Raw genomic sequence first — 20,097 nt, 5'->3', positions numbered from 1 at the left:
GGCCCACCGGTGTTACCCCGCCAGCCAGAACAGCTGCGCCACGCTGAGCCTTGGCTGCAAGGCCCGGTTGATGGCACCGGCCAGAAGAGCCGAGCCGTGGGCGATCACGCTGTCCAGCGCCCGGGGCGTGACCACAAGATCTGCTCCTTCGTCCGAATCCATCAAGGTGGGGATGCCCGCCGCGATCACCGGCACGCCCAGCGCTGCCGCGTCCAGATGCTTTGCATGATCCGCCTGCGCCGGGTACAGCCCGGTGTCGGAGAACTGCACGCTGCGGCCCAGCCGCGCGCCCTCGGCACTGCAAAGGCTGTCCACGCAGATCAGGGCCGCCGGCCGCACCGCTTCCACCATGGCCCCGGCCAGCTGGCGCAGAGTCAGCCCGGTGGAGGCCGACACCCCCGGCGCAATGGCGGCCACCGGCCGGATGCCTTTTACCGGCAGCGTGTGCTGCGGCCCCATGGTGACTAAAATCTTCTGCGCCGTGCGCGGGCCGAGGGCATCCGCCGTGACCCGCCGGTTCCCGATGCCCAGCACCAGCACCGGCCCTTCCGGCGGCAGCAGGGCGCGCAGTTCTGCCGCACAGGTCTCGATCACCGCAGCGTCCCGCTCGTCCAGCACGCTGACGCTGGGCATTTCCAGCGTGACATACCGTCCGCGGGGCTTCGCCAGCCCTTCGCGCGCGATCTCCACCCGCGTTATTGTGACCCCGCCGCGCTTTGCTGTGGCAAGCCTTACCCCGGCAGGCAGCGCCCCCTGTGCTGCACCAAACATCTCGTCTGCCATATCGGTAAAACGCATTTTTCTGCTCCTCCTGCCTGTTTTGGGGCCAAATGCCCCCTCTGCATGCAGAAAGTATGGAAAAAATAAAACTTTTCTAAACAAAAATCAAAAAAACGCTTGCGCTGGTACGCGAAATATGGTATCATAGGGTGCGCTGTTATAGGTAGCCAAGGAGGTGGAACGAATGCCTAACATCAAATCTCAGAAGGACCGCGTCGTGCAGGCTGCTGCAGAGCAGGCTCACAACAAGGCCATTAAGACCAACCTGAAAACAGTCGTCAAGAAGGCAGACGCTGCCATCGATGCGAATGCCGCTGACAAGGACGCAACCGTCCTGGCTGCTGTTTCCGCGATCGACAAGGCTCGCGCTAAGGGTGTCATCAAAAAGAACACCGCCAGCCGCAAGATCAGCCGTATGGCAAAGCGTGCTAACAAGAACGCTTGATCGCTTTCTGATTGACGAACAAAACCTCTGTACCGGGTTCCCGGCACAGGGGTTTTTGTTTTGCCCGCTTTTCAGGGCACGGCAGCAGGCCGCTCAAAATCGCACAGGGTGGCAAAATCGAACCCCGGTGCCTGCTCCAGAAGCTGCTCCGGCGGCAGGCCGTCGGGCGGCTCGGCCAGCAGCGCCCACGCAGCCCATGCCGTGGGCACCGCCGCCGCAAGGGCCAGCCCCGGCAGCGCCAGTGCCGGGCATGTATGGAACGCACTGCCCGGCGGCAGGGCTGCCACCGCGCACAAGGCCTGTGCAGTCCAAAGCTCCCACAAAAGGGTCGTCCAGCGGTGCTTCATCCGCATCACCTCCTGTTTTGCACAGTTTACCGCAGTGCGGTGGAAAAACAGGGCGAAGGGTGGCAGACAAAGCAGCAATGTTCTTGTGTATTTCTTCTTCAGTTCTGGTCGTGACTTTTGCCCACCCAGCTGCACACCACGCCGCACACAAGGCTGGTGGTAACACCGGCCGCAGCGGCGGTCAGCCCGCCGGTGAGGATGCCCACAGCACCTTCTTCCTGCAGCGCGGTGCGCACGCCCTTTGCCAGCAGATGGCCGAAGCCCAGCAGGGGAACCGTGGCCCCGCACCCGGCAAACTCGGCCAGCGGGGCATACCACCCAATGGCCGAAAGCACCACGCCCGCCACCACATATCCGGTCAGGATGCGGGCCGGGGTCAGGCCGGTCAGGTCGATGAGCAGCTGTCCCGCCACGCAGATGGCCCCGCCCACACAGAAAGCCCAGAAATAGTTCATCTTACTTCTCCTTTTCCGGCGCACGCAGCTCCACCAGATGCGCCACCGCCGGGATGGTCTCCTTCTGCAAAAAGGTGGTCTGGCTCATCAGGGCCCCGGTGGCTGTGAACAGCACCCGCTTCTGGCTGCCCCGGCGCAGGCGCGGCAGGATGTGCCCGCACAGCACCGCCGCGCAGCAGCCCGGGCCGGAGCCGCCGCTCTTTACGCTCTGCTCGTTTGCGTCGAACAGGATGCACCCGCAGTCCACATGGTTTTTGATCAGCAAGCCTTCTGCGGCCAGCAGCTCCCGCAGCAGCTGACTGCCCACCTGCCCAAGGTCGCCGGTATAGATGCAGTCGAACTCCTGCGGTTCGGTGCCGGTATCCTTAAAATAGTGCAGCAGGGTGGAAGCTGCTGCCGGGGCCATGGCAGCCCCCATATTGTTGATGTCCTTTACCTGATAATCCTGCACACGGCCAAAGGTGGCAGCGGCAATGCCAACGCCTTCGCCCTGCGGCTGCAAAAGGCAGCATCCGGCAGCGGTGGCAGTCCACTGGGCCGTGGGCGTGCGCACCGCGCCGTAGCTCAGCGGCGTGCGGAACTGCCGCTCTGCTGCGCAGAAGTGGCTGGAAGCCATGGCCAGCAGATTGCGCGCAGCACCGCCCTCGCACAGAGCAGCGCCCAGCGCAAGGCCCTCGGCCATGGTGCTGCAGGCCCCGAACAGCCCGGCAAAGGGCACGCCCAGCTCCCGCATGGCATAGCTGGATGCTGTGCACTGGGCCTGCAGATCCCCGGCAAGGGCCAGCTGCACCTTTTCCTGCGGAAGCGCCGCCTTTTGCAGGCACAGCCGCGCGGCGCGCAGCTGCAGGTATTTTTCCGCAGCTTCCCAGCTGGACTGGCCAAAGCGGTTGTCTGCGCTCAGCTCGTCGAACTCTGCCGCCAGCGGGCCTTCGCTCTCTTTTTTGCCGCCCACCGCTGCACCCGCAGCGATCACCGGCAGTGTCTGGAACAGCAGGGTATCCCCGCACCGGACCGTCATAGGCAAAATTTCTCCTTCGTGGAAAATAGATGAAAAACGTTCCATAAAATGTTGTATAATAACATCATGCTGCAATCTTATGGCACACTTGCCCGTGTTTATGACAGCACAGGCACACTCGCCATGCCCAGCACCCACAGCACCGCGCCGTACACCACCGCCGCCAGCGTGCCGTACACGATCACCGGCCCGGCAATGGTGAACATCTTGGCCCCGGTACCCAGCACCCGGCCCTCGGCCTTGAACTCGATGGCCGCGCTGACCACCGCATTGGCAAAGCCTGTGATGGGCACCAGCGACCCGGCCCCGGCCTTTGCGGCCAGCTTCTGGTACCAGCCCAGCGTGGTAAGCACCGCTGAGAGCACGATCAGGCTGCAGCTGGTCAGGGTGCCGGCAAGGTCGGCTTCCACGCCCATGGCAAGATAGCTCTGGCGCAGCACTTCGCCCAGCAGGCAGATGCCGCCGCCCACGCCAAAAGCCCACAGGCAGTCCAGACCCAAGGGCGAGTGCGGCCCGATGCGCCGCACCCGGCGCGCATATTCCTGTGCTGTCATTTTCATATTGTTTCCCCTCCGGGCATATCTTTCCCATAGGAAGCAAACTCTATGCACATCCACCGGAAAGAAGGTATTCCAGATGAATCCGTCTGTCCATCCTCATCACCGCCGCCATCTGCGGCCCGCCGTGCGGCGCGTGCTCACCGTTACCGTCGTGGCCTGCATTGCCGTGGGCGGGGCCTCGTTCGTGCTGCACAGCCGTTCCGCTGTGCCTGCCGCCTCGGCAACTTCCACGTCCAGCGCCTCGGCAGCATCAGAGGCAGAAAGCAGTCTGCTGACCGCCCGGCAGGCGCAGGCCATTCTGGATGATCCCCGCATGGTGCTGGTGAACCACACGAACAAAATGCCGGACGATCATACCTTTACCACCAAGGTGTGCGGCTCGGCCACCGCTGTGAACAAGACCCTGCAGACCGAAGCCGCCGATGCATTCCTCGCCATGCAGGCCGCCGCCGCAAAGGACGGCGTGACCATCTGGATGCAGAGCGGCTACCGCAGCGTGGACTACCAGAAGAACCTCTACGACCAAAAGACCCAGTATTTCCGCAATAAGGGCCTGAGCGAAGCCGAAGCGAAAAAGCAGGCGGCAAATATCGTGAACCCGCCGGGCTACTCGGAGCACAACTGCGGCCTTGCTGCCGACCTGAACAGCCCGGAGCACACCGACCTGACCGAGGGCTTTGAAAACACCGAGGCCTTCCGCTGGCTGAGCGCCCATGCCGTGGAATACGGCTTCATCCTGCGGTACCCCAAAAACGCAGAAGCCGTTACCGAGATCACCTACGAGCCGTGGCACTGGCGCTATGTGGGGCCGGAAAATGCGGCCCTGATCCAGCAGAGCGGCCTGTGCTTTGAGGATGCCGTTGCCGTGCTGCAGAAGCTTGCTGCAGGGGAGAAGATCACCGGTTAAAAATCCGTAAAACCGAGGGGCTTTTCGTTGCATTTTGCACACAGTTATGGTAAGATAACAATAGTCTGCCCTGATGCAGGACCGCTTTGGGCAGCTGCAAAAATGTTTTGAACAAAAGAAGGAATATTTTATGATAAATCGCACAAAAATCTTTACAATTGCTCTCACCGGCGCGCTGGCTGCTGTCGCTCTTACCGGCTGCGGCGGTTCCGCCAGCTCTTCGGCCGCTCCCTCCTCCGTTTCCACCGCTGCTGCGGAATCTCCCGCTTCCAGCGCCGCCGCATCCGCTGTTGTGGACAATGCTGCCGAGAACGGCTCTGATGCACTGGACGGTGTTTTCAATGCTCTGCTGGAAGCCGACCCCATCTCCAACCAGTTCGAGATCGCAGCCATGAACATTGAGTACGATTTCGGCCTGAAGGCTGAGGACGTGGTGAGCTACAAGGGCGTGAAGAGCAACGACAACGGCGATGCCGGTCTGGTGCTGGTGCTCGAAGCTGCCGACGGCAAGGCCGAGGACGTAGCCAACCAGCTGGCTTCCTACCAGCAGGATCAGGTGGCCTTCTACGGCAACTACGCCGAGTTTGCTCAGGCGCAGGATAACGTGGAGAACGCTGTCATCGCCTTCAAGGGCAACACCATTGTCATGGTGATCGCATCCAACGAGTGCACTGCCGATCTGGACAGCGCCGTGGACAGCGCACTGGCAGACTGAATCTGGATCCACCCAAGGCCGGTGCCATTTGCGGCATCGGCTTTTTTCGGCTAAAAGGAGGCTGACGCTTTGGTTTTCAGCACCATCATCTTTCTGTTCCGGTTTCTGCCCATCACGCTGGCGCTGTATTACCTTGCGCCCGCAAAGCTCAAGAACACCGTGCTGTTCCTCTGCAGTCTGGTGTTCTACTGCTGGGGCGAGGTACGGTTTTTCCCGGTCATGGTGGCCCTCATCCTCATCAACTACATCAGCGGCCTGTGCATCGAGCACTTCGACCAAAAGCCGGCCCTGCGCAGGACATTTCTGCTGGTGGCCCTCATTGGCAGCCTTGGGATGCTGTTCTACTTCAAATACGCAAACTTTGTGCTGCGCAGCGCAAACGCCCTGCTGGGCACCGCCTTTGCCGAGATCCAGGGCATTGGCACTCTGCCGCTGGGCATCAGCTTTTACACCTTCCAGACCCTTTCCTACTCCATCGATGTTTACCGCCGGGATGTAAAGGCAGAGCGTAATATCATCGACTTTGGTGCCTATGTGGTCATGTTCCCTCAGCTGATCGCCGGCCCCATCGTGAAATACCGCGATGTCTCGAACCAGCTGCACGTATACCGGCACCGCTACAGCCTGCAGCAGATCGAAGAGGGCATGACCCTGTTCACCTTTGGCCTTGCCAAAAAGGTGCTGCTGGCGGATGCCATCGGTGCTTTGTGGACGGACATCATCGGCGTTGCGGACAGCCCTTCCACCACCTTTGTGGGCCTTGCCAATGCATCCACCCCGCTGGTGTGGCTGGGCATCATCGCCTACAGCCTGCAGCTCTACTTTGACTTTTCCGGCTACTCCATGATGGGCATTGGCATGGGCAAGATGCTGGGCTTCGACTTCCCCGCAAACTTCAACTACCCTTATATCTCCGCATCCATCACCGAGTTCTGGCGGCGCTGGCACATGACCCTTTCCGGCTGGTTCCGGGAGTATGTGTATATCCCTCTCGGCGGCAACCGCAAGGGCCTGAAGCGCCAGATCTTCAACCTGTTCGTGGTGGAGCTGCTCACCGGCATCTGGCACGGCGCGAACTGGAACTTTATCTGCTGGGGCCTGTACTACTTTGTGCTGCTGGCTGTAGAAAAGCTGTTCCTGCTGCCCCACCTGCAAAAGGGCAGAGTGTGGCCCCACATCTACACCCTGTTCCTCGTTGTGGTGGGCTGGGCCATGTTCGTGGGCAACGACACGGGCGTAAGCTTCGGTCTGCTGTTCCACAAGCTGTTCGTTCCTTCCGGCGGTGTTTCGCCGCTGTACTTCCTGCGCAACTACGGTGTGCTGCTGGTGGTCAGCATCCTCTGCTGCACCCCGCTCATTGAAAAGATTTGGAACCTGCTCAAAAAGAATGCCGTCACCCGCTGTGCCGCCATTCTGGCGCTGCTGGTGGTCTCCACCGCCTATGTGGTGGGCAGCACCAACAGCCCGTTCCTCTATTTCAACTTTTAAGGAGGCGTGAAGATGGACAAGCATTCCAAAAAATCTTCCTCGCTCCTGCACTACCCGGTGCTGGTGGTGTTCAGCCTGTTCTTTATTGGTCTGTTCGCACTGGACCTTATTACACCGGACCGCGCCTACAGCGAGATGGAAAACACCACCCTTTCCCAGCGCCCGGCGCTGACCCAGCTTTCCGCCAAGGGGCTGAACAGCTACTTTACCGCCTACACAAAGTACGTGAAGGATCAGGTGTTCGGCCGCGATGAGTGGATCAGCCTGCAGAGCGTGGTGGAGACCACCCTGCTGCAGAAGGAGCAGAACGGCGGCATCCTGCTGGGCAAAGAGCACATGATGTTCCCCCGCACCTTCAGCCTGCTGGACAGCGAGAACCGCACCCTGCCCAAGAACACCGCCGCTGTGGAAGCACTGTGCCAGCGCCACCCGGGTAAGGTGGATGTACTGCTGGCCCCGGCAGCATCGGTGATTTACCCGGAAAACGTGCCTGCAAACGCGCCGTTGCTGGACGAGGATGCCTATCTCGACCAGCTTTCCGCTGCCGTACAGGCCGCCGGAGGACGCTTTGTGGATGTGCGGCAGACCCTTGCCGAACACAAGGACGAATATATCTACTACCGCACCGACCATCACTGGACGAGCCTTGGCGCATACTACGCCTACCAGCAGCTGTGCGGTGCGCTGGGCCTGACCCCCTTCGACCCCGCCGCGCACACGGCTCTGACCGCCGAAAATTTCTACGGCACCCACTACTCCAAGGCCCGCACATGGAATGCCGTGCCGGATACTATCACCTACTACGACCTGCCGAACAGCCTGACCATCTATAATGTCACCGCTGCAGGCCAGCCCGCAGACGGCCAGACCACCGGCCTGTACGACACGGACAAGCTGAACGTGTACGATAAGTACGCCATGTTCCTGCATGGCAACAACGGCCTGAGCCGCATTGAGGGCGACGGTACCGGGCGCATTCTGGTGATCAAGGACAGCTACGCCAACTGCTTTGCACCGTATCTGACGGCAAACTACGCCCAGATCGATGTGGTGGACTTCCGCAACTACAACTACGGTCTGGATCAGCTGATCGCGGATAACGATTATGACCAGATCCTTGTGCTCTACAGTTTTGACAGCTTCAAGAGCGACCCGTACCTCTACCGTGCCGGTGTGGCCGGGTAAACATGGCAGCGCCTTTTCCGCAAAGGAAAGGGCGCTGTTGTTTTATGTCAAATTATTGCAGTCTTTTTTCACAAATTTTTCTAGTTCTTTTCGGAAGTCTCTCCAGTTTTTGCGCACTCTGCCCATTCACCCCTTGCAAAAAATCAACGGGTGTTGTACAATGGCGATATAGAGCAGTTGCTCTTCATCGATGGTTCGATCTGGTGTGAACAGTGCATAGAATGTGCTGATACGATCTTTGATTCAAAGGAGTGTTATTATGGAAAACAAGATCATGATGCCTGCTTCCTACAACGTTCTTTCCTGCGAAGAGATGACCTACACCGAGGGCGGTGCTACCTTTACGGAAGCTCTGCTGAACTGGATTCCGCCCATTGGCTGGTACATGGGTGTTACCGCCATGCGCAACTACCGCAAGAGCCACCCCAACGACTGGCTGGATACCGGTCTGGATGCTCTGAGCCGCGATATGGATTCCAGTGCGCAGAACATGCTGCGTGATCTGGGACGCATCGTCTGGGTCACCGCGACCAGCGCTACCGGCGTTGGTTTTCTGGTCAATGCTGCCATCGTCCTGCTCTGACCCTGCTCATAAGATCCGTCCGGAGAGACCAAAGACCCCTTTACCCGCGGCCTTTTCCGCCAGAGAGGGCCGCGGGCTTTTCATCAAGCAGAAATAAGAATCGGCTGCCTGAGCACTGTATACCGTCTGAACGGTCTTTTGCCTGCAGAGAACAGCACTGCTTTCCTTTTCCTGCAAGCAACTACTCGCGTCATGCGGCGGCGCGCCCTGCTTTATGAGAACGATCTCCAAGCGCATATCCCGGTTTATTTTGGGTTTTAAACAGTGCGATCTTGCACTGTCTGGATAGCTTTGATTCAAAGGAGTGTTATTATGGAAAACAAAATCATGATGCCTGCTTCCTACAACGTTCTGTCCTGCGAAGAAATGACCTACACCGAAGGCGGTGCTACCGTCGGTCAGGCTGTCGCTGCATGGCTGTGGCCCGGCTACGCTACGGTTATCGGCATCAACACCTGCCGTGAAGCACGCAAGAAGGATCACGACAACTGGGCATCCAACGTCTGGAGCGATATCAAAGCCGACTGCAAGGGCAATGTGACCAACACCTTCTACCATGCCGGCATGATCTTCTGGAATGCTGCATCGACCATCAGCAGCTTTGGCCTTTCTGCCGTTATGTCTCTGGGCATCATCTACTTCTAATTTTCAGGAGTACACCAAAGGGCTTTTTGCGGCGGCTCTTCAACGGAAGAGCCGCCGCTTTTTTTATCAAACCTAAAAAAGGAGTTTTGCTTTATGACGAACGCCATTACTTATCCTGCTGCATACAATGTTTTGTCCTGCGAAGAAATGACCTACACCGAGGGCGGCGTAGGTGTTGTGGAAGCCGCCATGGCATGGTTCCCGCTGTACGGCTGGTACAAGGCTGTTTCTGCCATCCACGATTACCGCAAGGCAAATATCAACTCCAACTGGGTGGAAAACGGCATGAACGCTCTGGTTGCCCATGCTGAAAAAAGCCCCACGAACACCATCCATGACATCGGCTGCAGCTTCTGGTTCATTGGTTCCTGCGCAACCATCATTGGCCTTGTGCCCAACGCCCTGTTGATCTTCGGCAACTAAGTCCCGGTCTCTGTTCTGAAAAAGCAAAAGCGGCGGCACCTCCCGTTTGGGAAGTGCCGCCGCTTTTTATGTTATGCGGTTTTCAGTCTCAGTTGTTGAACATGTCCTTCAGCTTTTTGAAGAAGCCCTTGCGCTTTTCGTAGTTTTCTTCTTTCAGGGTGCCCTCGAACTTCTTCAGGGCCTCCCGCTGGGTCTTGTTCAGCTTCTTGGGGATCTCCACCTCGCACTTGACGTACATATCACCGCGGCCGCGGCCATTCAGGTACTGGATGCCCTTGCCGCGCAGGCGGAAGGTGGTGCCGCTCTGGGTGCCCTCGGGCACGGTGTACTCCACCTTGCCGTCAATGGAGGGCACCTGCACGGTGTCGCCCAGCACAGCCTGACTGAAGGTGATGGGCACGGTGACCCACACATCGTAGCCGTCGCGCTGGAACACCTCGCTGGGGCGCACCGTGACCATGACGATCACATCACCGGCAGGACCGCCGTTTGCACCGGCATCGCCCATGCCGCGCAGTGCAAAGCTCTGGTCGTCGTCGATGCCCATGGGGATGGACACCTCCAGCGTCTTTTTAGCAGCCACCTTGCCGCTGCCATGGCAGACCTTGCAGGGATTCTTGACCAGCTTGCCCTTGCCGCCACAGCGGGAGCAGGGCTGCTGGGTCTGCATCACGCCAAAGGGGGTGCGCTGCTGACGGATCACGAAGCCGCGGCCGCCGCAGTCCGGGCAGGTCTCGGGGCTGGAACCGGCGGCACAGCCGCTGCCGTGGCACTCGGTGCACTCCTGCTGGCGGGTGATGGTGATGTTCTTCTTGCAGCCGTGCACGGCCTCGTCAAAGCTCAGGGTGATGCGCACGCGGATATCCTGACCCTTGCGCGGTGCGTTGGGGTTCGCCTGACGGGACGAACCGCCAAAGCCGCCGAAGCCGCCGCCAAAGATATCGCCGAAAATGTCACCCAGATCCACGCCGTCGCCGCCAAAACCGCCAAAGCCGCCCGCACCGGGGCCGCCGCCGTTCTGTGCTGCATAGGCAGGGTCAACACCTGCAAAGCCGTACTGGTCGTACAGCTGGCGCTTCTTCGGGTCCGAAAGCACCTCGTTTGCTTCGTTTACTTCCTTGAACTTTTCCTCGGCGTTCTTATCGCCGGGGTTATAGTCCGGGTGGTATTTCATTGCAAGCTTGCGGTATGCCTTTTTGATCTCGGCATCGGTCGCAGTCTTGGATACCCCCAGCACTTCGTAGTAATCACGCTTTTCCTGTGCCATATCCACTCACCTCTCCGGGAACGTTTGATCCGGGAAACGCCCCGGTTGGTTCCTCGCTCTATAACCAGCAAGAGCCGCTCCGGCAAAACCGGAGCGGCTTTTGCTATTCCACGCGTGCGTCCGCCGGTTTGGCCGGGCACACACTGCTGTGTTTTTTATCAGACTTCCTTGAAGTCGGCATCCACAACGCCGTCATCACCCGGCTTCTGCTGGTTGTTTGCACCTGCGTCGGGGCCGGGCTGTGCACCGGCAGCCTGCTGTGCGGCAGCGGCTGCCTGATACATCTTCTCGAACACCTGGCTCAGAGCTTCCTGCTTTGCCTTGATGTCGTCCACGTTGCCGGACTGAACAGCGGTCTTCAGGTCGGCCAGCTTGCTCTCGGCCTCGCTCTTCACGTCGGCGGGCAGCTTGTCGCCGTTCTCCTTCAGCATCTTCTCGGTCTGGAACACCATCTGGTCGGCACCGTTGCGGATATCGACCTCTTCACGCTTCTTCTTATCGTCGGCAGCAAACTGCTCAGCTTCCTTCACAGCCTTGTCGATGTCCTCCTTGGACATGTTGGTGGAAGCGGTAATGGTGATGTTCTGCTCCTTGCCGGTGCCCAGATCCTTTGCGCTGACCTTCACGATGCCGTTTGCATCGATATCGAAGGTAACTTCGATCTGAGGCACACCACGGGGAGCCGGAGCGATGCCGTCCAGATGGAAGACACCCAGGCTCTTGTTGTCGCGTGCGAACTCACGCTCGCCCTGCAGAACGTTGACCTCAACAGAGGGCTGGTTGTCTGCAGCGGTGGAGAACACCTGACTCTTGTGGGTGGGGATGGTGGTATTGCGGTCGATGATCTTGGTGCACACGCCGCCCAGAGTCTCAATGCCCAGGCTCAGCGGGGTGACATCCAGCAGCAGCAGGCCCTTGACATCGCCCTGCAGCACGCCGCCCTGAATGGCAGCACCCACGGCCACGCACTCATCGGGGTTGATGCCCTTGAAGGGCTCGCAGTTCAGTTCCTTCTTGACTGCATCGTAGACAGCGGGGATACGGGTGGAACCACCGACCATCAGGACCTTCTTCAGGTCAGAGGGACGCAGGCCTGCATCCTGCAGAGCCTTGCGGACGGGGCCCATGGTGCGATCCACCAGATCAGCGGTCAGCTCGTTGAACTTTGCGCGGGTCAGGGTCATATCCAAGTGCTTGGGGCCGGTAGCATCAGCAGTGATGAAGGGCAGGTTGATCTGGCTGCTCATTGCGCTGGACAGCTCGATCTTTGCCTTCTCGGCAGCTTCCTTCAAACGCTGCGCAGCCATCTTGTCCTTGCGCAGGTCGATGCCGTTCTCGGTCTGGAAGGCATCTGCCATCCAGTTGATGATGCGCTCATCGAAGTCATCGCCGCCCAGATGGGTATCACCGTTGGTGGCCAGAACCTCGGTAACGCCGTCGCCCATCTCGATGATGGACACATCGAAGGTGCCGCCGCCCAGATCGTAGACCATGATCTTCTGGTCTTCTTCCTTATCGATGCCATATGCCAGAGAAGCGGCAGTAGGCTCGTTGATGATACGCTTGACGTTCAGGCCTGCAATGGTGCCTGCGTCCTTGGTAGCCTGACGCTGGCTGTCGTTGAAGTAGGCAGGAACGGTAATGACAGCCTCGGTAACAGGCTCGCCCAGATAAGCCTCGGCATCAGCCTTCAGCTTCTGCAGGATCATAGCGCTGACCTGCTGGGGAGTGTACTCCTTGCCGTTCAGGGTCACCTTGTGGTCGGTGCCCATGAAGCGCTTGATGGAAGCAACGGTGTTCTCGGGGTTAGTGATGGCCTGACGCTTTGCCACCTGACCCACCAGACGGTCGCCGGTCTTGGTAAAGCCGACCACAGACGGGGTGGTGCGTGCACCCTCAGAGTTTGCGATAACAACGGGCTCGCCGCCCTCCATGACAGCCACGCAGCTGTTGGTAGTACCAAGGTCGATACCAATGATCTTACTCATAATGAAAACTCCTCTCGAAAGAACAAATCGTATTGTTTATGTGATGCTCAAATGTTTGTAAGCGGATGTTATATTCAAAACCCTTTCGGGTTTCTGCTTTGTTATTCGGCCACTACAACGGTCGCATGGCGGACGATCTTATCGCCCAGCTTGTAGCCCTTCTGGTAGACCGTGATGACGGTGCCGCTCTCCTGTCCGTCCGGGGCGGGGATCTGCTGCACTGCATTCATGAAGTTGGGGTCAAAGGGCTTGCCCAGCGCCTCGATCTCCTCCACATGGAGGGCATCCAGCGCCTTGGCGGCCTTGTCCAGCGTCATGGTCACGCCCTTTTTGTAGTTCTCGTCGGTGGTGGGGGCGTTGGCCGCCATCTCCAGCGTATCCAGAATGGGAATAATCTGGTTCACCGCAAAGGAAATGCCATCGTTGAACTTCTGGTCGGCTTCGCGGGTGGAGCGCTTGCGGTAGTTCTCGTACTCCGCTGCCATGCGCAGCAGCTGGTCTTTGGCCTGTGCAGCGTTGGCTTCGGCAGCATCCAGCTTTGCCTTGACGGCTTCCAGCTCACGGGCCTTCTTGTTGAACCAGCCGCCGTCCTTCTTCTTGTCATCCTTCGGGTCGGCAGCTTCAGCAGCAGGTTCCTGTTCGGGTGCTGCCTGCTGGGCCTTTTCCTCGGGAGCCGTTTCGGGCTGCTCCGCTTCCTGAGCCGGAGCCGTCTTTTTTGCTTCTTCGCTCATTCCAGATCCTCCTTATAGATCACAGTCCGCCGCGGTACGGCAGCCTGCGGGGTGTCTTTTCGTTTGCCGCTCATTCCTTCGCCAAGCTGATCTGCAAAGTAATGCAGCAGCGGCATCAGCTTCTGGAAGGGCATCCGGGTGGGGCCGATCAATGCAATGGAGCCCCACAGGCCTCCGCCCACCAGATACCGGTCGCTCACGATGCACAGGCCCGGGATCTGCGGTTCCAGATCCTCGCCCAGCAGCACGCTCTCACTGCGTTCTACCGGAGGTGCGATCAGGCCAGCGGCCTGCTCCTCGTCATTCAGCAGTGTGAGGATGTCGCCCACCTTGCCGTCCAGCTGGGGCCAGTCCAGCAGATACTGCTCGCCGCCCAGAAATACGTGGGGCTTGACGGAATCCTGCAGGATGGCCGCTGCCGCGCTGATGACAGGCACCAGCTCCGGGTCGATCTGGCTGCACAGCTCTGCCAGCAGCCGGGTGGAAAGATCCACCGGCGCTACAAAGGTAAGGTTGCGGTTGAGCAGTGCAGCAAGTGCTGCCGCATTCTCGCGGGAGAGGCCGGTGCGCACCCGTGCCACACGGGTACGAACGTAACCGGCCGTGGTAACGGCCAGCACAGCCGCTGCGCTGCGGCCCACCTGAACCACTTCATAGTGGGCGATGCACAGGTCTTCGGCGCACGGGGTGCTGATGGCGGCGGTGCAGCCGCTGATGGCGGCCAGCGCCTTGGCGGCACCTGCGGCCAGCTTTTCCGGCTCATGGTCGAGGCTTGCGAACACCGCATCCACACGGGCGCGGCTCACACGATCCAGCGGCTGATCGTCGGTCAGCAGATTATCAAGGTAGTAACGGTAGCCCTTGGCGCTGGGCACACGGCCCGCGCTGGTGTGGGGCTGCTCCAGCAGACCCAGCTTTGTCAGCGCCGCCATCTCATTGCGAAGCGTTGCGCTGGAAACTGCCATGTCAAAGTAGTTTGCCAGCACGCTGCTGCCAACGGGCTCGCCTTCGAGACCATACAGCGCCACGATCGCCTGCAAGACTCGCTGCTTGCGTGCATCCATCGTCATAGCGCCTGCCTCCTTTTTGCGTTCGCTTTGTTTGTTTAGCACTCCTTGTTCCTGAGTGCTAAGACCATTATAGCCAATTTTCCGGTGCTGTCAAGCCCCTTGGAAAAATGTTTTAAAAGATTCATAATTCTGTCATAAACGAAGAAAGCGCCCTCCTTATTATAAGGAAAGCGCTCCGGCATGTTCTTTACTCTTCCATCTGCCTTGCCAGAAATGCCGCCGCCACATTCACGGCCTTGAGCTGGGCGGCATCCGGCGTGGCCGTGCGGTCTTCGGTCAGCAGGGCCACCACGCCGGTCACATCGCCCGCCGCAATGATGGGTGCGGCGCACAGCACTGCTCGGGGCGAGCCTTCGCAGGGCAGGATGCACTTTTCGGCAATGCCCTCGCTCTGGTACAGCCTGCGGCCATCCATCAGCTTTTCCAGCGGCTGGCTGATGCTGCGGTCGGCCAGCTCCCGCCGGCCGGAGCCGCTCACCGTAAGGATGCGGTCACGGTCGGCCACCAGTGCAGTCAGCGCAAAGCTTTTGCTGAGCACCTCGGTATACTGGGCCGCTACTGCGTTCATCTCGCCAATGGGCGAATACTTTTTAAAGATCACCTCGCCGTCGCCCGTGGTGAAGATCTCCAGCGGGTCGCCGCGGCGGATGCGCTGGGTGCGGCGGATCTCCTTGGGGATCACCACCCGGCCCAGCTCGTCGATGCGGCGCACGATTCCTGTTGCTTTCATGTTTTTGCTCCTCCGTTTCCTTAAAAATGCCTGCAGCACTAGTATCTGTCAGGCCGGGCCATTTATACCTGCTGCCCCCGCGCAAAAAGACCTGCACGGAAAGCTGCCTCTTCGTTGCGTTTCCGGCAGGGTTCTGCTACAATGATACAAAAAGCCGTTTTCATAAGCACAGCACCCCGCTTATGAAGACAGATCCTAAAATTCTGCTGAGAAAGGCAGGTGTCCGGATGCCGAACATCCTCATTCTGGGCGGCGGTGCCGCCGGTCTTGCAGCCGCGCTTGCGGCGGCACAAAGTGCCCCCGCTGCACAGGTCATTGTGCTGGAGCGCAACCCGAAGCCGGGCAAAAAGCTGCTTGCCACCGGCAATGGCCGTTGCAATCTGGATAACACCGGCATTGCGCCGGAGCTGTATTTCACTGCCGACCCGGCAGCACTTCGTCCGCTGCTGGATGCCGTAAATACCGCCGACCCGCTGCGCTGGTTCCGTGCGCTGGGGCTTTACACCCGCACCGACGAGGCGGGCCGGGTGTATCCGTACTCCAATCAGGCGGCGGACGTGCTGGCCCTGCTGGAGCACCACCTTGCGCAGCACCATGTGCAGCTGCGCACAGGCTGCACCGTGCGCACCCTGAGCCAGAGCCGCAGCGGCTACGCCGTACAGTTCGAGACGGCAGAGGGCTCTGCCGAAACGCTGCGCGCCGATGCCGTCATCTGCGCCATGGGCGGCGAGGCAGGGCCGCAGTTCGGCACCGACGGCTTTGGCACCCGGTTCGCCGCCCAGTGCGGCGGCAGGGTGGAGCCGCTGTACCCCTGCCTGACCGCCCTGCAGTGCGCAAAGCCCCGCAAAGCGCTGGCTGGCATCCGTGCCAAGGCAGCAGCATCCCTGCTGGACGGTACCCATGTGCTTGCCTGCGAGAACGGCGAGGTACAGTTCACCGATTACGGCCTTTCCGGCATCTGCATCATGCAGCTGTCCGGCCTGCTGGCCCCGGGCCGCGGCCCCAAGGCTCCTGCTGTGGAGCTGGACCTCTTCCCGGCAGTGGACGAAACCGCACTTGCCAGCCTGTTTGCGGCCCACGCCGCCCAGACGGCAGGGGGCAGCGCCGCTGACTTCTGGCTGGGCCTGCTGAACCAGAAGCTGGGCCGTACTGTGTGGTCTGCCGCCGGGCTGCAGGACAGCGACGCGCCTGCCGTGCTCACCGCCGCACAGTGGCAGAAGCTGGCCCACACCGCCAAGCACTGGCGCTTTGAGGGGCTGACCCCCTGCAGCTGGAAGCAGGCCCAGACCACCGGCGGCGGGCTGGCCCTGCGGGAGGTGGATCAGCACTTCCAGTTCAAGGGCTGTCCGGGCCTTTACTTTGTGGGCGAAACGCTGGACTGCGCGGGCAGCTGCGGCGGTTTCAACCTGCACTGGGCGTTCGGCTCCGGCCTTGTGGCCGGGCGCAGCGCTGCAGGCCATGCTGCAGCAGGCCGTGCTCTGCCAAAAGCCTCCGCGCCCGCAAAGAGCAGGAAAAAGCCGCACAGGTAAAAATGAGCTTTAAATTTTCAACAAAAGCTTGACATCTTGTGCAGATCGCATTATCATAAAGACAATAAAGGTTTGTTCAGAGGATTGAGCAGAACAAGCAAGGGGAGAGTCGAAAGGCCCTTTTGTTTGTCCTGCTCTTTTTCTTTTATTCGGCAAACGGAGCGATCAGGAGGTTTTTATGCTGGATGTAGCAATTATCGGCTGCGGTGTCATTGGTGCGGCAGCCGCCTATGAGCTGTCCCATTACCCGCTGCAGACCGCCATTTTCGAGGCTGAAAATGACGTGGCAGACTGCACCACCAAGGCCAACAGTGCCATTCTGCACGCTGGCTACGACCCCGAACCGGGCACCCGGATGGCGCGGCTCAACGTGGAGGGGTCCGCACTGGCCAAGGAGATCTGCGCCCGGCTGGATGTGCCGTACCTGCAGTGCGGCAGTCTGGTGCTGGCCCTCAGCCCGGAAGAGCTGCCCCACCTGCAGAAACTGTATGAGAACGGCATCGCCAACGGCGTGCCGGGCATCCGGCTGCTTTCCGCAGAGGAAACGTTTGCCATGGAACCGAATCTGGCCCCCACTGTCGTTGGCGCGCTGTATGCGCCCAGCGCCGCCATCGTCAGCCCGTGGGAGTTTGCGCTGGCAATGGCAGAAGTGGCTGTGCGCAACGGCGTGGAGCTGCACCGCAGCTGCCCTGTGACCCGCATCGAAAAGACCGCCGGCGGCTGGGCGCTGACCACCCCCTCCGGAATTGTGGAAACGCGCTATATCATCAATGCGGCAGGCATCTCGGCGCAGGCCGTGCACGATATGGCCGCACCCCACAAATTTACCATCCAGCCCACCCGGGGCGAATACTACCTGCTGGATAAATCCGAGGGCAGCCGTGTGCACCACGTCATCTTCCAGTGCCCCAACGAAAACGGCAAGGGCGTTCTGGTGGCCCCCACCGTCCACGGCAACCTGATCGTCGGCCCGAACGCCGACCCCGTGGAAGGGGACGATACCGCCTGCACCGCCGCCGGGCTGGCCTTCGTCAGCGCCGCAGTGCGCCGCAGCGTGCCGAACATCCGCTTCAGCGAGTCCATCCGCAATTTTGCGGGTGTCCGTGCCAATGTGGACACGGGCGACTTCGTTATCGGCGAAGCAGAGGGCGCGCCCGGTTTCATTGATCTGGCGGGTATGAAATCGCCCGGCCTTTCCAGTGCACCGGCCGTTGCCAGAGAAGCCGTCAAAATTCTGGAAGCTCACGGCGATCTGCCCGCCCCCAAGGCGGATTACAGGGATGGCCGCACCCGGGTGCGCTTCAAGGAGCTTCCGCCCGAAGAAAAAGCCCGGCTCATTGCAAAGGAACCCGCCTATGGCCGCGTGATCTGCCGCTGCGAGACGATCACCGAGGGCGAAATTCTGGACGCTCTGCACGAAGAGATCCCCGCCACCACCATTGACGGTGTCAAGCGCCGCTGCGGTGCCGGTATGGGCCGCTGTCAGGGCGGCTTTTGCGGGCCGCGGGTGCTGGAACTGATCAGCAAAACGCTGGGCATCAGTCCGCTGGACGTGCTGCAGGATAAGGCCGGCACCAACGTCTTACTGTGCGAAACCAAGCAGGAGGGAGAGCACCATGATTGATCTGGTCATCGTCGGCGGCGGCCCTGCAGGCCTTGCCGCAGCTTACAGCGCATGGCAGCATGGTCTGCGCGATATCCTTATCTTAGAGCGCGACAACGAGCTGGGCGGCATCCTGAACCAGTGCATCCACAACGGCTTCGGCCTGCACCGCTTTGGCGAGCAGCTCACCGGCCCGGAATACGCAGGCCGCTGCATTGAACTGCTGCGCTCCACCGGTGTCCGGGTGGAGCTGGGCACGATGGTGCTGGACGTCACCCCGGACAAAAAGATCCACTGCGTCAGCCGGGAAAAGGGCTATCAGATTTTGGAAGCCAGAAGCATCATCCTCTGCATGGGCTGCCGGGAACGCACCCGCGGTGCCATCGGCATTCCGGGCAGCCGCCCCGCCGGCATCTACACCGCCGGTGCGGCCCAGCGCTATGTCAACATGGAGGGCTATCTGGTAGGCAAGCGGGTGCTCATCCTCGGCAGCGGCGACATCGGCCTGATCATGGCCCGCCGCATGACGCTGGAAGGTGCCAAAGTACTGGCCTGCGTGGAGGTCATGCCGTATTCCGGCGGCCTGACCCGCAACATCGTGCAGTGCCTGCAGGACTTCGACATCCCCCTGTATCTGTCCCATACCATCGTGGATATTCAGGGCAAGGCCCGCGTGGAAAAGGCCACCGTTGCCAAGGTGGACGAAAACCGCCGCCCCATCCCGGGCACCGAGATGGAATTTGATGTGGATACCATCCTGCTCAGCGTCGGCCTGATCCCGGAAAATGAGCTGACCCGGCAGGCGGGCATCCCCATGGACCCTCACACCAAGGGCGCTGTGGTCTACGAGAATATGGAGACCGGCATCCCCGGCGTGTTCGCCTGCGGCAACGTGGTGCACGTGCATGATCTGGTGGACTTCGTTTCGGGCGAAAGCGACCTTGCCGGTGCTTCTGCGGCGGCCTATGTTTTGAAGGGCGAAGCCTCCGATACGGTTGTGCTTGACCTTATTCCGGGCAATGGCTTGGGCTACACCGTGCCGCAGCGGGTGCGCCCCGCTGATGTGGACAGGAGCGTGAACATCTCCTTCCGTGTGCGGCAGAACTACGGTCCCAGCCAGATCACCGTGACCTGCGGCGGCAGGCAGCTGGCCCGGTTCAAGCGCCAGCGCATGGCTCCCGGCGAGATGGAGCACATCGCACTTCCAAAAGTCCTGCTGGAAAAAGCAGACGGCCCGCTGACCGTTGCGGTAGAGGAGGTTATTGCAGAATGAGCAGCATCAAAGAAGTCATTTGCATCTGCTGTCCCTGCGGCTGCCACTTGCAGGTGGACCCGGAAAATGATTATAATGTAACTGGAAACGCCTGCCCCAACGGTGCCGCCTACGGCAGGGAAGAGCTGACCCATCCCACTCGCATCATCACCAGCACGGTGCGGGCGGAGGGCGGGCTGTACCCGCGCTGCCCGGTAAAGACTGCGCAGGCTGTACCCAAAGAGAAGATGACCGAGGTCATGGCTGCGCTGGACCGCGTCACCCTGCACGCCCCCGTCCGCACCGGACAGGTGGTGCTGGCAGATGTGTGCGGCACCGGCGTGGACGTTGTGGCGACGCGAAATCTGTGATACAC

General features: G+C 60.3%; 22 protein-coding genes. 12 read left to right on the top strand and 10 right to left on the bottom strand.

All coding sequences use genetic code 11. The features are described 5' to 3' along the window. Positions 1 to 12: 12 nt before the first annotated feature. Positions 13 to 798: a GPR endopeptidase gene (gene gpr, locus ACGHUK_RS01165; protein ID WP_005943552.1), complete on the bottom strand. Its 786-nt coding sequence runs from the start codon at positions 796 to 798 to the stop codon at positions 13 to 15. 166 nt (positions 799 to 964) lie between these two features. Here gpr and rpsT point away from each other — a divergent pair, with 166 nt between their 5' ends. Then, a complete protein-coding gene (rpsT, locus tag ACGHUK_RS01160) occupies positions 965 to 1,225 on the top strand; it encodes a 30S ribosomal protein S20 (protein WP_005943554.1) in 261 nt (86 codons plus the stop codon). Positions 1,226 to 1,296: 71 nt separating this feature from the next. Here the strand turns inward: rpsT and ACGHUK_RS01155 are convergent, their stop codons facing one another. The 4 genes from ACGHUK_RS01155 to ACGHUK_RS01140 all read right to left on the bottom strand — a co-directional run bounded on the left by ACGHUK_RS01155 (position 1,297) and on the right by ACGHUK_RS01140 (position 3,605). Further along, on the bottom strand, positions 1,297 to 1,572 hold the full coding sequence (locus ACGHUK_RS01155) for a peptidoglycan synthetase (protein WP_390574650.1): 276 nt from the start codon (positions 1,570 to 1,572) through the stop codon (positions 1,297 to 1,299). A 98-nt stretch (positions 1,573 to 1,670) separates the two neighbouring features. Further along, positions 1,671 to 2,027 (bottom strand): SpoVA/SpoVAEb family sporulation membrane protein, encoded by a 357-nt coding sequence (locus ACGHUK_RS01150; RefSeq protein WP_005943559.1) that lies wholly within the window; start codon positions 2,025 to 2,027, stop codon positions 1,671 to 1,673. Position 2,028: 1 nt separating this feature from the next. Next, positions 2,029 to 3,045, bottom strand: coding sequence for a stage V sporulation protein AD (locus ACGHUK_RS01145; protein ID WP_044953883.1), 1,017 nt, complete (start codon positions 3,043 to 3,045; stop codon positions 2,029 to 2,031). Between the two features lie 98 nt (positions 3,046 to 3,143). Continuing rightward, entirely contained in the window at positions 3,144 to 3,605 is a 462-nt protein-coding gene (locus tag ACGHUK_RS01140) for a SpoVA/SpoVAEb family sporulation membrane protein (RefSeq protein ID WP_390574648.1), read from the bottom strand. Between the two features lie 76 nt (positions 3,606 to 3,681). On the opposite strand from ACGHUK_RS01140, the gene ACGHUK_RS01135 reads away from it, so the two are divergent. From ACGHUK_RS01135 to ACGHUK_RS01105, 7 genes are all read left to right on the top strand, one after another. Next, a complete protein-coding gene (locus ACGHUK_RS01135; RefSeq protein WP_390574646.1) occupies positions 3,682 to 4,512 on the top strand; it encodes a M15 family metallopeptidase in 831 nt (276 codons plus the stop codon). Between the two features lie 130 nt (positions 4,513 to 4,642). Beyond that, a complete protein-coding gene (locus ACGHUK_RS01130; protein ID WP_044953887.1) occupies positions 4,643 to 5,227 on the top strand; it encodes a DUF4358 domain-containing protein in 585 nt (194 codons plus the stop codon). Between the two features lie 69 nt (positions 5,228 to 5,296). Continuing rightward, positions 5,297 to 6,715, top strand: a complete 1,419-nt coding sequence (locus tag ACGHUK_RS01125; protein ID WP_120120421.1) for an MBOAT family protein — start codon at positions 5,297 to 5,299, stop codon at positions 6,713 to 6,715. A 12-nt stretch (positions 6,716 to 6,727) separates the two neighbouring features. After that, positions 6,728 to 7,900, top strand: a complete 1,173-nt coding sequence (locus ACGHUK_RS01120; RefSeq protein WP_097776933.1) for a DHHW family protein — start codon at positions 6,728 to 6,730, stop codon at positions 7,898 to 7,900. Between the two features lie 259 nt (positions 7,901 to 8,159). Beyond that, the gene (locus tag ACGHUK_RS01115; RefSeq protein ID WP_005943572.1) at positions 8,160 to 8,483 is read left to right on the top strand and encodes a hypothetical protein; all 324 of its coding nucleotides are present in this window, start codon (positions 8,160 to 8,162) and stop codon (positions 8,481 to 8,483) included. A 312-nt stretch (positions 8,484 to 8,795) separates the two neighbouring features. Further along, on the top strand, positions 8,796 to 9,128 hold the full coding sequence (locus ACGHUK_RS01110) for a hypothetical protein (RefSeq protein WP_097781182.1): 333 nt from the start codon (positions 8,796 to 8,798) through the stop codon (positions 9,126 to 9,128). Between the two features lie 93 nt (positions 9,129 to 9,221). Next, a complete protein-coding gene (locus ACGHUK_RS01105; RefSeq protein WP_005943576.1) occupies positions 9,222 to 9,551 on the top strand; it encodes a hypothetical protein in 330 nt (109 codons plus the stop codon). Between the two features lie 88 nt (positions 9,552 to 9,639). Here the strand turns inward: ACGHUK_RS01105 and dnaJ are convergent, their stop codons facing one another. The 5 genes from dnaJ to ACGHUK_RS01080 form a co-directional block, all read right to left on the bottom strand. Beyond that, positions 9,640 to 10,818, bottom strand: coding sequence for a molecular chaperone DnaJ (gene dnaJ / locus ACGHUK_RS01100; RefSeq protein WP_390574645.1), 1,179 nt, complete (start codon positions 10,816 to 10,818; stop codon positions 9,640 to 9,642). 158 nt (positions 10,819 to 10,976) lie between these two features. Then, positions 10,977 to 12,806, bottom strand: a complete 1,830-nt coding sequence (dnaK, locus tag ACGHUK_RS01095) for a molecular chaperone DnaK (RefSeq protein ID WP_005943578.1) — start codon at positions 12,804 to 12,806, stop codon at positions 10,977 to 10,979. 101 nt (positions 12,807 to 12,907) lie between these two features. Then, complete coding sequence (locus ACGHUK_RS01090; protein WP_005943579.1) at positions 12,908 to 13,537, bottom strand: nucleotide exchange factor GrpE; 630 nt, start codon at positions 13,535 to 13,537, stop codon at positions 12,908 to 12,910. Beyond that, a complete protein-coding gene (gene hrcA / locus ACGHUK_RS01085; protein WP_371290126.1) occupies positions 13,534 to 14,607 on the bottom strand; it encodes a heat-inducible transcriptional repressor HrcA in 1,074 nt (357 codons plus the stop codon). Before hrcA ends, ACGHUK_RS01090 begins: the two co-directional genes overlap by 4 nt. Positions 14,608 to 14,794: 187 nt before the next feature. Next, positions 14,795 to 15,337, bottom strand: coding sequence for a stage V sporulation T C-terminal domain-containing protein (locus ACGHUK_RS01080; RefSeq protein WP_097776925.1), 543 nt, complete (start codon positions 15,335 to 15,337; stop codon positions 14,795 to 14,797). 227 nt (positions 15,338 to 15,564) lie between these two features. Between ACGHUK_RS01080 and ACGHUK_RS01075 the strand changes: the two genes are divergently transcribed. The 4 genes from ACGHUK_RS01075 (at position 15,565) to ACGHUK_RS01060 (ending at position 20,092) form a co-directional block, all read left to right on the top strand. Continuing rightward, complete coding sequence (locus ACGHUK_RS01075; RefSeq protein WP_390574642.1) at positions 15,565 to 16,866, top strand: aminoacetone oxidase family FAD-binding enzyme; 1,302 nt, start codon at positions 15,565 to 15,567, stop codon at positions 16,864 to 16,866. A gap of 178 nt (positions 16,867 to 17,044) precedes the next feature. Next, positions 17,045 to 18,490, top strand: coding sequence for an NAD(P)/FAD-dependent oxidoreductase (locus ACGHUK_RS01070; protein ID WP_390574640.1), 1,446 nt, complete (start codon positions 17,045 to 17,047; stop codon positions 18,488 to 18,490). After that, positions 18,483 to 19,742 carry an NAD(P)/FAD-dependent oxidoreductase gene (locus tag ACGHUK_RS01065; protein WP_390574638.1) on the top strand — a complete coding sequence of 420 codons (1,260 nt, stop codon included), beginning with the start codon at positions 18,483 to 18,485 and terminating at the stop codon, positions 19,740 to 19,742. Before ACGHUK_RS01070 ends, ACGHUK_RS01065 begins: the two co-directional genes overlap by 8 nt. After that, on the top strand, positions 19,739 to 20,092 hold the full coding sequence (locus ACGHUK_RS01060; RefSeq protein ID WP_207698789.1) for a DUF1667 domain-containing protein: 354 nt from the start codon (positions 19,739 to 19,741) through the stop codon (positions 20,090 to 20,092). Before ACGHUK_RS01065 ends, ACGHUK_RS01060 begins: the two co-directional genes overlap by 4 nt. Positions 20,093 to 20,097 lie beyond the last annotated feature (5 nt).

Source organism: Faecalibacterium sp. i25-0019-C1 (assembly GCF_042854225.1).
Classification (GTDB): Bacteria; Bacillota; Clostridia; order Oscillospirales; family Ruminococcaceae; genus Faecalibacterium; species Faecalibacterium taiwanense.
The sequence above is the reverse complement of the archived record's forward strand: the minus strand, read 5'-3'. Positions and strand labels throughout refer to the sequence as shown.

Coding starts and splice junctions, on each gene's coding strand:
- ACGHUK_RS01060 (WP_207698789.1), top strand. CDS start 19,739: ATGAGCAGCATCAAAGAAGTCATTTGCATCTGCTGTCCCTGCGGCTGC.
- ACGHUK_RS01150 (WP_005943559.1), bottom strand. CDS start 2,027: ATGAACTATTTCTGGGCTTTCTGTGTGGGCGGGGCCATCTGCGTGGCG.
- ACGHUK_RS01090 (WP_005943579.1), bottom strand. CDS start 13,537: ATGAGCGAAGAAGCAAAAAAGACGGCTCCGGCTCAGGAAGCGGAGCAG.
- ACGHUK_RS01135 (WP_390574646.1), top strand. CDS start 3,682: ATGAATCCGTCTGTCCATCCTCATCACCGCCGCCATCTGCGGCCCGCC.
- ACGHUK_RS01075 (WP_390574642.1), top strand. CDS start 15,565: ATGCCGAACATCCTCATTCTGGGCGGCGGTGCCGCCGGTCTTGCAGCC.
- ACGHUK_RS01130 (WP_044953887.1), top strand. CDS start 4,643: ATGATAAATCGCACAAAAATCTTTACAATTGCTCTCACCGGCGCGCTG.
- rpsT (WP_005943554.1), top strand. CDS start 965: ATGCCTAACATCAAATCTCAGAAGGACCGCGTCGTGCAGGCTGCTGCA.
- ACGHUK_RS01080 (WP_097776925.1), bottom strand. CDS start 15,337: ATGAAAGCAACAGGAATCGTGCGCCGCATCGACGAGCTGGGCCGGGTG.
- ACGHUK_RS01155 (WP_390574650.1), bottom strand. CDS start 1,572: ATGAAGCACCGCTGGACGACCCTTTTGTGGGAGCTTTGGACTGCACAG.
- ACGHUK_RS01140 (WP_390574648.1), bottom strand. CDS start 3,605: ATGAAAATGACAGCACAGGAATATGCGCGCCGGGTGCGGCGCATCGGG.
- dnaJ (WP_390574645.1), bottom strand. CDS start 10,818: ATGGCACAGGAAAAGCGTGATTACTACGAAGTGCTGGGGGTATCCAAG.
- gpr (WP_005943552.1), bottom strand. CDS start 798: ATGCGTTTTACCGATATGGCAGACGAGATGTTTGGTGCAGCACAGGGG.
- dnaK (WP_005943578.1), bottom strand. CDS start 12,806: ATGAGTAAGATCATTGGTATCGACCTTGGTACTACCAACAGCTGCGTG.
- ACGHUK_RS01145 (WP_044953883.1), bottom strand. CDS start 3,045: ATGACGGTCCGGTGCGGGGATACCCTGCTGTTCCAGACACTGCCGGTG.
- ACGHUK_RS01120 (WP_097776933.1), top strand. CDS start 6,728: ATGGACAAGCATTCCAAAAAATCTTCCTCGCTCCTGCACTACCCGGTG.
- ACGHUK_RS01110 (WP_097781182.1), top strand. CDS start 8,796: ATGGAAAACAAAATCATGATGCCTGCTTCCTACAACGTTCTGTCCTGC.
- ACGHUK_RS01070 (WP_390574640.1), top strand. CDS start 17,045: ATGCTGGATGTAGCAATTATCGGCTGCGGTGTCATTGGTGCGGCAGCC.
- hrcA (WP_371290126.1), bottom strand. CDS start 14,607: ATGACGATGGATGCACGCAAGCAGCGAGTCTTGCAGGCGATCGTGGCG.
- ACGHUK_RS01115 (WP_005943572.1), top strand. CDS start 8,160: ATGGAAAACAAGATCATGATGCCTGCTTCCTACAACGTTCTTTCCTGC.
- ACGHUK_RS01065 (WP_390574638.1), top strand. CDS start 18,483: ATGATTGATCTGGTCATCGTCGGCGGCGGCCCTGCAGGCCTTGCCGCA.
- ACGHUK_RS01105 (WP_005943576.1), top strand. CDS start 9,222: ATGACGAACGCCATTACTTATCCTGCTGCATACAATGTTTTGTCCTGC.